This window comes from Frankia sp. RB5, from assembly GCF_059816245.1.
Window position 1 is genome coordinate 110,499 of sequence record NZ_JCBATA010000006.1, and the last position, 13,561, is coordinate 124,059.

The 13,561-nt window shown below is 74.0% G+C and carries 7 protein-coding genes; all 7 read right to left on the reverse strand.

All coding sequences use genetic code 11. The features are described 5' to 3' along the window. Positions 1–78: 78 nt before the first annotated feature. Positions 79–3,072 (reverse strand): hypothetical protein, encoded by a 2,994-nt coding sequence (locus AC6EXY_RS04830; RefSeq protein WP_499816723.1) that lies wholly within the window; start codon positions 3,070–3,072, stop codon positions 79–81. After that, on the reverse strand, positions 3,069–4,577 hold the full coding sequence (locus tag AC6EXY_RS04835) for a hypothetical protein (protein ID WP_499816722.1): 1,509 nt from the start codon (positions 4,575–4,577) through the stop codon (positions 3,069–3,071). The genes AC6EXY_RS04830 and AC6EXY_RS04835 overlap by 4 nt, the downstream gene beginning before the upstream one ends. 9 nt (positions 4,578–4,586) lie before the next feature. Further along, a complete protein-coding gene (locus AC6EXY_RS04840; protein WP_101834938.1) occupies positions 4,587–5,693 on the reverse strand; it encodes a TRAFAC clade GTPase domain-containing protein in 1,107 nt (368 codons plus the stop codon). A 4-nt stretch (positions 5,694–5,697) separates the two neighbouring features. Beyond that, entirely contained in the window at positions 5,698–6,810 is a 1,113-nt protein-coding gene (locus AC6EXY_RS04845; protein WP_165818628.1) for a serine/threonine-protein kinase, read from the reverse strand. Beyond that, entirely contained in the window at positions 6,803–6,955 is a 153-nt protein-coding gene (locus AC6EXY_RS04850) for a hypothetical protein (protein ID WP_165818629.1), read from the reverse strand. Before AC6EXY_RS04850 ends, AC6EXY_RS04845 begins: the two co-directional genes overlap by 8 nt. Further along, the gene (locus tag AC6EXY_RS04855) at positions 6,952–10,191 is read right to left on the reverse strand and encodes a hypothetical protein (protein WP_499816721.1); all 3,240 of its coding nucleotides are present in this window, start codon (positions 10,189–10,191) and stop codon (positions 6,952–6,954) included. The genes AC6EXY_RS04850 and AC6EXY_RS04855 overlap by 4 nt, the downstream gene beginning before the upstream one ends. Positions 10,192–10,288: 97 nt before the next feature. After that, positions 10,289–13,456: a tubulin-like doman-containing protein gene (locus AC6EXY_RS04860; RefSeq protein WP_101834943.1), complete on the reverse strand. Its 3,168-nt coding sequence runs from the start codon at positions 13,454–13,456 to the stop codon at positions 10,289–10,291. Between the last annotated feature and the right edge of the window lie 105 nt (positions 13,457–13,561).

Genomic DNA, 13,561 nt, shown 5'->3' on the forward strand with positions numbered 1-13,561 from the left:
ACCTGGATCATCGAGCGCCTCGGCGCGGCCCGCGGTGTCGGCACCGGTACCGGCGCCGCGGGCCGCCGGCCGGCACCGTCAGTCGTCCAGGGCATGGGCGACCTTGTCGAGGACGGTGCCGGCGGCCGTCTGGGTACTCCTGGCGGTTGCGGCGGCCTGTTCCTGCCGGTCCTTGGCGGCGCCGCCCTCGGGACGCAGATGGCCGACGAGCACCACCTGCCGGTGACCGGACCGCTTCGGCAGGATCCGGACCGACCAGGCTCCCCCGACCCCGTCCGGCACGGTCGTCGCGTGTTCCCGCCCGCTCACGCGCTCCCGCCCGAGCGTCCCGACGGCCGTCGGGCCCAGGCTGACCGGCACCGGCTTCGGTTCGGACACCACGTAGCCAGCCAGGAGACGAGGCACGGGCAGCTCGCGGGTCGACTGGTCCTGCAGACAGACGAGCGCCGCGACGACGACCGTCAGCGTCAGGGGACTGGCACGCAGGCACCGGTCGACGTCGCCGCAGTCGCCACCACTGGCCGCGGTGATGCCGGCCACGGACCTGCTCGTCGGCAGCGCCCCGACCAGGCCCTCGGGTGGCTCCCCCGCCGCGCCGAGCCCCGTCGTCAGCACGGCAGCCAGGGCGTCCCGGCTCAGCGACGGCAGGTCCCGGGCGGGCGGTGGGGGGGAAGGAGCCGGGGGCGGGGGCGCCGGGGTCGAAGAATCCGGCTGCGTGGCCTTGCCGGACTGGCCGGACACACTCGGGTGGCCCGGTCCGCCGCCGTCCGCCAGCACGGCCCCCGCCAACCGCAGCGGACAGTCCCCGTCCGAGGCGAAACGCGGCGGGGCATCGTAGGAGCCGAAGTCGCTGACGCACCGCCTGTACCGGTCGCTGATCCGCCGGTCGACCGCGGTGAACAGCGGCGCGAGGGCCGGTTCCGTCGACTGCGGGGAGTGGCGGGCGCGGTCGACCATCCCGGCGTCGAACGCCGGATCGGCCTTGAGCAGGTCGGCGGCGTGCTCCGTGAGTTCGGCGCGGCGCAGGTCGCCGAGGACGGCCCGGCCCAGCGTCGCGTCGGAGTTCAGGGTGGCGGCCAGCAGGTGCCGCGTCATGCCGCCGATCGGCGCGGCGGCCCACCAGCCGGCCGCGTCGGCCCCGCTGTTCGCGAGGACCGGCAGGCGGCCGCTGCCCACCTCCACGGTCACGACCGACCCGTCGAAACCGCTCTCCTCGAGCGCCCGGAACGCCGCCCGCTGCCCCTTGACGTCGAGGACCGCCGTCGGCAGCGGCGGGCAGCCGGGTCCCAGGCCATCGCCGCGGGCCTGCGCGGGGGGCCGCGCGGCGCAGCGGGGAACGGTCCCGACGGTGTCGTCGAGCACCTTCCTGACCGTCGGATCGATGCCGTCCGCCGTCGGCCAGCCCAGCGGCACCCCGCCGAACATGCCAATCCGCTGACGGTCGGCGTCCCTGATCCACTGATCTTCCCGGGCGACGCCTGCACGCTGGTGCTGCGCGGATGAGGGGCCGACCATCACGGCCACCAGGACCAGCAGCGCGCAGCCCGCCGCCACCAGCCCCGGCGCACTGCGCCGGCACCGCCGCTCGAGCCACGTCCACCGGTCGGAACGGACCCGGCTCACCCCACCGAGCGGAACGCGGCTGCGCAGCTCGGGATCTGGTGGAGCCGTGTCGGAGACCTCCCGCCCGCTGGCCACGCCGACGAGCGCCCCCACCGTCCACAGCAGCACGACCAGGCCCACCCCGTCGGAGGCGACGCCGGGCAGCGCCGCCTCGACGTTGACGTTCGACCAGGCCAGCGGCACGAGCGGCAGCGCGAGCGTCACCGCCGTCGCGGCGGCGAGGCTCCACGCCCAGGCACCGAGCGGCCCGCGCCCGGCGCGGGCCGCGAGCCGGACGACCAACAGCCCGATCATCACCGCCGCGACCAGCACGACGATCAGACCGACCCGTCCCACCTCCTCGGCGAGCACGTTCAGCGCGTACCGATCCGCGACCAGGCCCGTGCCCGTGGGCCCGCCACCCGCGCCCACCCCCTGGCCGGGCTCGTAGGCCTCCACGAGCCCCTGGCCGGGCCCGCTGCCGAGCAGCCCACCCCGGGCCAGCGCGAGCGCCGCGGCCCGGGAGCCGTTGTCGTGGTGAAACACCCCCTGCGCCCAGGCGATCAGCAGGTATTCGAGAAGCACCAGGCCACACCCCGCCGCGGGCAGCCCGCGGTGACCGGTGAGCGCCGCGACGAGCACCGCCAGGGCGACCACGGTGGCGAACGCCGGCACCGGATGGCGCGTCCCGAGGATCGGCACCAGGCCCAGGCCGATGATGACCAGCATGGCCGTGGCCACCCGTGCCGTGGCCGCTCTGTCGCCCTGCTCGTCGTAGGAGTAGCGACCGACCAGGCGGGGGTCGAAGCTGATCACCGCCAGCGCGAAGGCGGCGACCACGAGCGGCGCCACCATGGCCCCGGGCCGGACGCCCGCGCCCAGCAGGCGCAGCCGGGGATGATCGCCGTGGTCGTAGCCGGCGAGGCCGACGACCAGGACCGCGACCACGGCCGCGACCACGGCGAACCTGCCGACCCGCGACAGGACGACGTCGTCCTCGAGACTCCACGGCGCCGCCCGCAGCGCACGGACCAGTCCGGCCAGCAGAACCAGGCCACCCGTGCCCACCACCAGCGGAAGGATCAGCCCCGTGAGCGGGTACCGGGTGCCGTCGCCGGCCCCCGCCAGCCGCAGCCGCACCAGCACACCGAACGCCACCAGCAGGTGGACGGCGCCCACCAGCGGCACGACGACCCGGTCAGGATCACCCGACGGTTCGGTGCGTCGTGGCGACGAGCCCCGCGCGCTCACCGCCGCCGCGAGCATCGCGGCCCATCCGCTCAGGCCGATGAGCAGCACGACCATGGACGCCGGCGGCACGCGCAGATCCGGCCGGTGCTGCCGCAGCCCCGCCACCAGCAGCATCGCGACGGCGGCCGGAGCGAGCGCGAACAGCCCCGTCGTCGCCACCAGCGGGCCGTCCACCGACAGCCGCCCGTCCACGGCCCGGCGGCTGCCCGCCGTGCTCACCACAGCACATCACTGACCAGCGCCACCAGGACGAGTCCGAGCAGGCAGACTACGACGACGGCGATGTAGACGGTGACCGGGTCGAGGTGCGGGAACGACATCCGCCGCTCGGCCGGGCCCACGGAGCCGAGCGTGCGCGGCGGAACGACCGTGGACGGTGGCGGCGATCCCGGCGACGCGTCCGGCGTCCACGGACCAGGCCGGGCCGCGGCGGTCTGCCTGTCCGTCTCGGCAGTGGCAGTAGCGGCGGCCTCGGCAGCGGCAGCGGCAGCGGCGGCGGCAGCAGCGGTCTGAACGGCCTGCGCCGGACCGCCCTGCGGCCCGGTGGCGATCGACGACGCCCCCTGCTGTTCCCGCCTGGCCTGCCCGGTTCTGGCGACGCCGAGTTCCTGCCGCAGCTCGACCACCGTCTGCTCGGCCTCCGCCAGGTACTCGCGCAGATGCGTCACCTCGGTCCGGGACGCGGCGAGCTTTCGTTCCCTCTCGACCAGCTGATCCCGCGTGCGGCCCAGCTCGTCGGCCAGCTGCTGCCGTTCGGCCTCCGCCTCGAGAGCACTGGCCTCCCAGCCGCGCCGCTGGGAGTCCCACACGCCTCGCGCCTGCTCCCACTGCCGAGCGGCCTCCGCGTGCGCGTTGCGTTCGAGCTGGACGGCGGCCTGGGCCGACGGCGCTCCGCGGGAGGCCCAGGCGAGCAGGCTGTCGAGGTCGTTGATCTCGAGCTCGGCCCGTTCGGCGGACCAGGACCTGAAGTCCGTCGAGTTCATGAAGGCGCGCACGAGGATCGCCACGGACACCAGCTGGGACGAGCCCGCGTCATAGGCGCTCAGATCGGCGTACGCATCGGACATCACGCTGCCGCCCGGCAGCATGAACGTGATCCGGATGCCCGCCTTCTGCGCCGGCTCCCCCGTCGAGAAGGTCCAGTCCTCCGCCACGAAATCCCGCAGGATCTCCCGTGCGCCCGCCAGCAGCAGAGCCGGGTCCGACCGATAGCCGATCACCGCCAGCCGCCCGGTCCCGACCCGCAGCAGCGCGTCGACCAGCCGCGTCAGCTCCGCTTCCAGCTCCGGTGCCCGGGCGGCGGCCTGCAGGTCGAGGTTGCGCTGCTGGGCGTCGTTCTTCAGCCCCGACCAGCCCAGCGGCTGCAGCGGCTGGGCCGCCCCGCCGGTGCAGTCCCAGTGCGGCCAGGCGGTGGACAGCGCCAGCGCGGTCCCGGCGTTCAGCTCCCGGCCGATGAGCACATGCGCCGCCGCGGCGAGTCGGCGCGAGCGGACGTCCGGAACCCTGCAGATGATCATTCCGCGGTTCTGCGGGTCCCCCGGCACCCGCGCGAAGGACAGGCTGGCGCGCGCCTGCACGTCCTGCGACCGGTAGGACGCATCCGCCAGGGCGACGAACCGGGGGCTGCTGAGAAGCTGATCACCGTCCGCCAGCGTCGAGGAAACCGGCCGGAAGGCGAGCGCCTGCGCGTCATATCGGAGCAGGGCCTGATCGACGATGTCCATCGGATTCCGCTAGCTCCCCCGCACGAAGTGGTCGTCAATTCTGCCCAGCGCCGCCAGAAGGGTGACCAGGGGCTCCAGCACCCGACGCGGTCGCGCCGGACGCGCGAATCGGCCGAGTTCCCCGTCGCCGGCCGGCTGGATGAACGACGAGCCGCTGGCGGAGACGAAATGCAGCGAGCACTGCTCGAACTGGTCGACCGGCGACAGCCAGGCGGTGGCGCGACGCTGGTAGAGAAACGCGTACGCGTCCCGGCTCTCCCGATGCAGGAGTTCGACGTCGAGCACCGACGGTGCGGGCCGGCTCAGCCACTGGTCGACCGGGGGCTCGAACCGCAGGAGATCGGACTTGGTGATCGCGAGAGCCGCCGGAATCGACAGCCTGCGCCGGTGCGCCTCCGAGGGGCGGTCCCGCAGGCCCGCGATGGTGGCGGCGTACGTGGGATCGTCGATGATGCCGCTGTCATTCCCACGCCGCGCGCTGTCCAGCGCCAGCGTCGGATCCGCGACGAAGATCAGACCGTCGACGCGATGCAGGAAGCGCAGCGCGACCTCGTCGCCGTGCAGTCCCTTCAGCTGCTCGCCGGCGGCGTCGAAGAAGACCAGCGGAAAGCTGTGCCCGGAATACGAGGTCAACAGCACCGAGTCCGCGTATCTCACCAGGTCGGTGATGTTCGTGTGCGGCGGGGCTATGCCCCGCGTGTAGAACGGGTCGACAACCGCGGTGCGGTACTGGCTGTGCTCGGTCAGGTTCACCGGAACGGTCTGCAGGCCGCGTGGTCCCAGCCGCTGCCGGTCGATCTCGCCTGACATGGCGGCGAGCAGGCAGGTCTTTCCCGCCGACGAATTGCCCACCAGACCGATCACGATCGGCCGGTCGTTCAGGACGAAGCCGACCGGGAAGTAGTGCGCGTCGTCGCCGATCCGGTTGGGACAGCGAATAATGGTGCCCTTCGCCTCGGCACTCCAGCGAAGGCTTTCCCTGGCCGGCAGGGTCACCGGCTCCGGGATCCCCTGGGCGTTGCGCCGGAACACCCGGCTGCCGTCCCAGTCGAACTCCTCCAGGCAGATCACACAGGTGACCGGCTGCCCGCCGCCGCGCTCGTCGCCGCCGCTCATCGCACTACCTCCGGCCACGCCGGGCCCGCCGCGGCCGGCGCTGCGGCCCGGTCGGCCCGACTGGGGCGGACGGCCCGGACGGCCCGGACGGGCCGGGCCCGGGCGAGGACGGTTCAGGTGACACTGGCGGGCGCGGTCCGGGCGGCGGCTCGCTGACCGCGAACGCCGACCAACTCGGGTTCTTCGAGACCACGATGCGGTCGTATTCGGCCCGTCCCTCGCCGAACCCGTCGGTCTCCGGCCGAGGCAGGTCACCCGGCGCGATCGCGTTCCCCAACCGACCCAGCAGCTCCGCCGCCTCCGGTCGGCTCGCGACCGGCGAGAAGACACCGCGGAGCACGTTCGCGAGCGACGGTATCCCGCTCGCGGCTATGTCCGGCAGGCCGTCCGTGCCCAGCCGAAGCCCGTGCGCGGTCACACTCAGAATCGCGCACCCCACACTGAACACATCGTCCCGAGCATCGACGAGACCACCACCGCTGATCTGCTCCGGTGCCTCCCAGTCCCGCGCCGTCCGCTCCCCCGGCACCCGCACCTGCGCCAACCGCCCGCGCGGCTCCCCCACCCGTCGCGCGTACTCGAACCGATTGATCTGCACCAGCCGGCTCCGCGCGTCCCAGTGCACCGTGTTGTCCCGCACCTGACGATGGACCACACCCAGCCGATCCAGCACCACCAGCCCCCGTGCCAGTCCCGACGCGAAGGCACGCAGGTCATCCGGCGACGACAACGACCCCGCCGTCCCCGACGACCGCAACCCCGCCAACGGCATCCCGAACTCGATGGTGATCACGAACGGCTGGTCGCAGTCCACGTCGTATCCCACCAGCCGCGAGAGCTCCCACGGATATCGCCGCGGCTTCTCCTCCCACGGCCACATCCGATCCACGTCAAACCGCCGCAGCATCCGCAGCCCCATCGCGATCGCGTTCTCCAGCGCGAACTCCGCGCTCTCCCCGCCGATCGCATACCGAATCGCCAGCGGAAAGTTCTGGTATCGGCCGTGCCGGGTCCGGAAGTTCCGCGTCTCATCTGCCGGGCCCGGCGCCATCTCCACCTCCCACTCCACCCGCGACCCATCCGGCCGGCAGAAACTCAAGCTCTCGACGTCAGCCACGACCGCCTCCCAGCCCGCCATCCCGGCGGGCGACGGTGGTCCGGCGCAGCCAGGTGACGAACCCGGGCAGGATCGGCCACGAGGCGATGGCCAGCGGAGCGAGCCCCAGCAGGCCGGCGGTCAGAACGAGGACCTGAAGGATCACCAGAGATCGTTCTCCTCATCCAGCGGAGGAGTCGGGTGAGCCGGCGGCGGCGAGATGTTCACGCCGGCAGCCGGCGGCGGCATGTGCATCGTCCGGTCCTCGTCGTCGTCACCGCCGATGTCGCCGCCGTCGCCGCCAGCCCAGCCGCCCGGACGCGGATCCGGGCGAGCCCACCGGACCGACGCCGCGCTTCCCGGCCCGCCGGCCGTCGCGCCCGGATGAACCTCACCACCACCTGGCGACACGTCGGGCACCGGTGGCACCGGTGGCGACGAGGGGGTGTCGGGCGGCGCGGACTGAACCGAGGACGCGGACGAGGCCGACAGTGCGCGCGGAACCGCCGACGGGGACGGCGCGGGCTGCGGGTGCGGCGCCGATCTCGGCGACGGGCGGGACGAGTCGGACGTGAGCGGCGGGGCCGCGGCCGGCGGCGTCCCGTCCGCCGCCCGTCCGGCGACGGCGGCCGGCGGGTCCGCGGCCGGGACGCCGTCGGGCGGGTCGGCCGCGTCGACGGAACCAGCCTCGGTGACGGAGCCGGACTCGGTGACGGAGCCGGACTCGGTGACGGAGCCGGACTCGGTGACGGAGCCGGACTCAGCGACGAGGCCGGACTCAGTGTGGGAGCCGGCCTGCGCGCGGGAGGCGTCCTCGGCGCGGGAGGCGTGCTCGGCGACGGGGGCCGGGAGCGGGCGGCGGGCTCTGGGCGGGTCGGCGCGGCGGGCGGAGGCGGCGTTGAGCTGGGTCAGGCGGATGAGGCCGGCGATGTCCGGGGAACCGGTTCCCTCGTCGCGGACCGGGTCGGCGACGCCCGGGACGAAGCGGACGATCGGCGCGGCATCCGGGGTCTGGTCGAGCAGCCGCAGGTCCTCCTCGTTGGTCAGCTGCAGCAGGCCCGGGAGGTTCGCGGTGGCATGACGCAGCCGGTCGAGCTCCGGGGAGCCGAGCCACACCTTGCGGGCGAGGTCGACACGCCGGCGGTGGTCGGCGTCGAACGGGGGGGCGGCCAGCGGCCCGCGCCGCTCCAGATGCTCGTCGTAGGCGCCGAGCAGGGAGGTCAGGGCGTCGTGCACCGTGCGGGTGATGTCGTCGCGGCGCTCCCGGGCGATCTCCTCGCCATGCGCGTTGATCACCGTCCGGATGGCCGCCGCGACATCGTCGGTCACGATCTCGGCGAGCGCCCCCCGATTGGCCCGCAGCTGCCGGCTGACCGCGGGGGCGATGCCGAGCGTCGTGCCGCTCTCCCGGTCGGCCGTCGCGACGACGTCGGTGGCACCGGCTCCTCCCGGCATCGGGCCGAACCCGCCGGGCTGGCCCATCCCGGCCGGCGGACCGAAACCACCCGACGGGCCGAAACCGGCGGGCGGGCCAAACCCGCCAAACCCGCCAGACGGGCCGGCGTCACCGGACGGACCGAAGCCGCCAGGCTGTCCGGCGCCGAGCGGTGAACCGAAGGCGGAGGGTCCGACGGGTGTCGGCCGGCGTTCGGCGAGTGTGGCCGCGGCCGCCTCGACCGCGTCCGCGAGCCCGCTGGCCAGCCGGGCGCCGCCGAGACGGTAGTTCGCCAGCACCCACTCGTTGAGGGCGACCCGGCGCAGCAGGTCACCCAGCGCCCTGACGGCACCGGCCGCGTCGGTCAGCCGCAGGCTCCGGCGCCAGGCGTCCACCGCTCGCCGCCACCACAGCAGCGGCGCGGCGGTCAGCAGCAGGCCCACCACCAGCAACGGCAGGCCGAGCCCCAGTCCGATCGAGCCGGCCGAGGCGCCGGCGGACACACCGATCACGCCGCCTGCGACGGCGTCGAGCGAGAACCAGAGCGGGCTCAGCCGTGACACGTCCCGCGGGTCCGGGGAATGCTTCGGCTGGGGAACCGGCCGCCGCCGGTACAGCTGGACCGACAGGTAGACGGTGACCCCGACGGCGAGAGAGGCGCCGAGCAGTCCCCACGGCCACCACAGGCCGGCGAGCAGTGCGCCGACGAACGCCGTGGACAGCGTGCCGGTGTGCAGCCACCGCGGGAACCGGGGCGGCACCTTGAGCGTGTCGAACAACGCCGCCGGGCAGATCTCGGTGACCTGGGACGCGTACGGCGCGCTGCCGGTCGGCGCCGCCCGCCCGGCCAGTTCCCGCAGCCGCAGGGCGATCGCGGCGAGGGGCTCGCGGGCGGTGAGCGCCACGTCGGTCTGGCGGCGCAGCGCGGCGCGCACCTCGCCCGGTTCGGCCGCCGGCACCGGCCCGACCTGGATGCCGAGCACGCTCAGGGCGTGTGCCTGCTTCTGGCCGATGCCCTCCTGTCCGCCGGTGGTGCGAAGCGCCTCGTGCAGCCCCCGCGCGAGCTCCTCGAGGTGGGTGCCGGCGGCGACCAGTTCCGTCCACACGAGCTCGCCGGCGGGCACCTCGCCGCCGCCGGGTGCCGGACGTCTGCGGGTGAAGGGCTCCTCGCGCAGCGTCGTGAGCAGATCCTCGGCCGTCGTGAGGTGTGCGCGGGCCTTGGCCGCCGCCTGCGGCAGCGAGCCGCGGGGGTCGACGATGTTCCCGATGCCCGCGACGTCCTGGCTCGCGGCACCGGTGAGCAGCTGGTCGATCTTGACTGCTTCGTCGGGCGGCGGGGTGCCGGAACCGGCGGGGCCGGTCTGGGTGAAGTGGCCGAACGCGTGGCCCGCCGCCTCGTCGAGGATCTCCCGGTCGACGCGGCCGAGCAGCAGCGCGATGGCGGGGGTCGCGGCCTGGTGCGCACAGGTGCGCAGCACGTGCTCGCGCACCCGGGTGAAGACGCTGGGAATGCTCAGCGCCTGCACCAGGCCGGCCAGGTTCGCCGCCGCGTCCTCGTCGAGCCCGAGCGCCCGGCCCGGCTGGCCGGGCGTCCAGCGCACCCCGCGGGTGTCGCCCGCCCACAGCACGGGCAGCTCGGGGATCGGCGGCAGGTGGAGCCGCTCACCACCGCCCTGGCGGCCCAGTGCGAGCAGCAGCAGCTCCGACACCGACGGGGCCCCGGCGAGCTGGATGAACACCTGGCGGTACTCGGACAGCAGGTCGGCGTCGGCGAGGACCAGCACCCGGCTGGTGTCCACACCCTTGCGGCGCAGGTGACTCTGGTACTCCCGCTGGATCGCGCCGATCGGGGTGCGCAGCGCGCGCTGCGGCTCCTCGCGCAGGTCGACGACCACGACCACGGCGTCGTCGTCGACCCCGCGGCCCTGCCCCGCGCCGAACCCGCCCACGAACGCCGGGGTCGTCACCGTCGCCCGCCCGTCACCGTCGCCCGCCCGTCACCGTCGCCTGCCCGTCACCGTCATCCCCCGTCACAGTCGTCTGATCACCGCGGTCGATCCGTCGTCACGGCGTGCCGGTCGCGTAGTCGTAGAGGTCCCGCAGGTTGCTGCGGATGGCGTCGTCGTCGGGGAACGGCAGGTCCTGGGCCGCGGGCACGGTCCTCGTCCAGAACTCGAGGAGCTGGTCGAGACGGCTGCGGCTGGCGGGCGGCAGGCCGTCGCGGAACTTCTCGATCCGCGCGGCCTCCTTCTCGGCCACGTCGATGAACGCCCGGTACGCCTCGGACGGCGGCTGCGGCTCGGCCGTGTGCCCCCGCGGCCGGATCGTGCGAAGGCTGCGGGTGAACGCCCGGCGCGCCTCGTCGTCGTCCTCGACGATCGCCTGCTCGTAGGCGCGCAGCAGCGACCCCCACGACGACGTCTGCCCGACCCGGCGCAGCGGCAGGTACATCGACTGCGCCTCGTCGTACTCCACCGCCTTGACCAGGACGGACTCCGGCGACTCGAGCGGTCCGGTGACCGTCATCTGGCCGTTCCACATGGCGCACAGCAGGCGGTGCAGGATGACCGCGCGGTTGTCCTCGGTCATCGCGAGCCAGCCGTAGTTGTAGCCGAGGCGCTGCCGCCAGCGCAGGTAGTCCGCCGGATCGTTGACCACCAGCGCCTGCGACCAGAACCGCAGCAGCTCGCGGACCTCGCGGACCTCGTTGACGGCCATCGACGAGCGGAACAGCACCACGACGATCGAGTCCGCCTGGCCCGCGCGGTACTCCGGGGTCACGCCCTGGTCCGCGGGCAGCGCGAGTTCCTGGGTCAGGCAGGCCGCCACCTCGGTCTCGGGAACCTGTTTGACGGCCGGATGCGCGATGAGGATCTTGAGCTGACCGGCGCCGTCCGGGGTGAACCCGCCGGGCAGCAGCGCGCGGAGCTGATCGTGGAACTGGCGCAGGTCGGTGGGGTCGACGTCGGGTGCCGCGCTGCTCGCGGCCCGGGCGAGCAGCCGGCCCATGGACGGCAGCAGTGGCACGCCGCCGCCCTCGGCCTCCGCGAACAGCGCCTTGACCTCCTGCTTGAGCCGGTCCCGCAGGCTCGCGACCGCGCGCTGCGGCGCGCCGCGCTCGCTGATCTCCTCGAAGGCCTTCGTCCAGTCCTCGCCGCGCACCAGCACCCGCACGACGTCCGCCTCGGCGGATCCCTCCGGATGCTGGCCGCGGGCGAGGAACGCGCGCAGCACGGTGCGGTAGAAGACGTCGAGGTTGCCGCCGGCGGGCAGCAGTTGGCGGATGCCGGTGCGGTCCTGGCTGAGAGCCACGGTCCGCCGGTCGAACTCGTCCGGCTCGGCGCGGGCGAACACCCGCAGCGCCTCGGCGAACTCGTCGAGGTAGCCGGTGGCGGTGTTCATCTTCGACTGCCACACCCGCGACTGGCGGCCCCACGCCTCGTGCCACAGCCGCCAGGTGTTCCACCGGTGCCAGTGCTGCAGCGTGGCCACGGCCTGCTGGGCCGGCGGGTCGCCCCACTTGGCCTTCGAGGTCATCCGGTTGCGGATGTCCGGCAGCAGCGGGGCGGCGGCCGCGGTCGGCGGCCGGTTCGGCAGCTGCGGCGGGGTGTTCTTGCGGGCCTCGAGCAGCCCGAGCAGCCCGGTCTTGTCGTTCGGGTCCGGCAGTCCGGGATGACCGCGGACGAGCCGCTGCAGGCGGAAGACGTCGACCTCGGTGAGCAGGACGCGCGCGGCCTCCACCGGCTGGAATCGCTGGCCGGCGATCTCCTGCACCCGCTGGTCGACCTGCTGCGCGTGCGCGCGCAGCACCGCGCCGATGCTGTCGGAGTAGTCGGTGAGCGACTTGCGGATCTCGGCGGCGCCGTCGACCATCCGCGGCGCCGGCACCGGCAGGTCGGGGCGATCGAGGATCTCCCCCAGGTTCGCCGCGCGCGCCATCCGGCCGATCAGCGGGACGTTGTGCTCGCTGCCGCCGGGCGGTGCCGTGTCGAGCTGGGGGACGGCGCGGGCCAGCAGCCGGCCGGCGACCAGCTCGGCGAGGTCGTCGCCGGGAACGGTCAGCGAGGCGACCAGCGCGGTCGACACGCCACGGTGGCCGATACCGGAGTCGGCGGCGGTGTTGCGGGTCGCGGCGCCGTTGATGAACGAGTCCGCGAACGACTGGAACGACTGGCCGACCACGACCGCGTGCTCGGCCTGCTGCTCGGAGGTGATGAGCGAGAGCACCAGGGACGCGATCGAGCGGTGGATGTCGTCCTTGTCCATACCGGGCGTGCGGCTGAACAGGAACCCGGTCTGCACCGTGCCCGGCGCGATCTGGATCTTCCGTCCGGGGTAGGCCACGTCGACCGGCCGGCCGATGTTGTCGGAGTGGCCGAGAACGCGCCGCGCCTTGCGGGCGTTCTGGTCGTCGACCAGCCGGAAGAGGTCGAGCAGCGCCCGGCCGGCGTTGAGCTGGGCCGAGCGGCCTCCGCCCCTGCCCTCGTCGAAGGCGCTCGGCATGAGCACCAGCGGGTAGATCTGGGCGCCGATGCGGGCCCGGTCGAAGGCGTCCGCGATCAGATGCAGGTAGTCGTAGAAGATGCCGGCGCCGGTGCCGCCGGCAACCGAGAAGGCGACGAACACGTCGCAGGACCGGTTCGACTTCCCGCCGAGCACCCCCAGCTCGGCGCCGGCGCGGCTCACCGCGTCGATGGCCTCGCGCAGCGGCTGCTGGCCGGGGCCGACGTCCTCGCGGACCGTCTCGAACAGCGCGGCCCGGCCGACCGTGGGCAGCTGCCCCGCGCCCCGGGTGATCGGTGCGACGAGCGGTTCGTCGAGGGTCGGCGGCAGCCAGGACTGGACGTACGGGCCCGCGGTCATCCGCAGGTTGCCGGCGACGTCGGAGTACGTCTGGAACTTGGGCACCAGCCCCCGGACGAGGTGGGCGTTGCGCGCGGCCGCCTGCTGGTGCACCGGCGCGGGCACGGTGGCGCCGTGGATGCGGTCCAGCTCGGTCTCGTTCAGGTCGGCGTAGACGAACTGCAGACAGCCCGGCAGCTGGAACGGCAGGTAGCCGGAGTTGCCGTGCACACCCATCCGCTCGGCGAACGCCGTGCCGTCCGGCCCGCACAGGGCCTGCCGCAGCCGCCGCTCGAGTTCGGTCCCGATGGCGCAGCCGGTTCCTCCGAGGCCCACGAAGACCAACGGCTGGTAGATGTTCAGCCCGAAGGCGCTGTCCCGCGTCACCATGCCTGTTCCGATCCGTGTCCGCGTCGTCCGCGTCGAGTACTGCCGAGGTGCCTGTTCCGACGACCGTCACCGCCCCGCGGTGGCTGCCGGGTCGGACAAGCGCCG

What these genes read in the sequence shown, in the direction of transcription:
- AC6EXY_RS04835 (WP_499816722.1), bottom strand. Translation starts at nt 4,577, where the DNA reads ATGGACATCGTCGATCAGGCCCTGCTCCGATATGACGCGCAGGCGCTC.
- AC6EXY_RS04860 (WP_101834943.1), bottom strand. Translation starts at nt 13,456, where the DNA reads ATGGTGACGCGGGACAGCGCCTTCGGGCTGAACATCTACCAGCCGTTG.
- AC6EXY_RS04840 (WP_101834938.1), bottom strand. Translation starts at nt 5,693, where the DNA reads ATGAGCGGCGGCGACGAGCGCGGCGGCGGGCAGCCGGTCACCTGTGTG.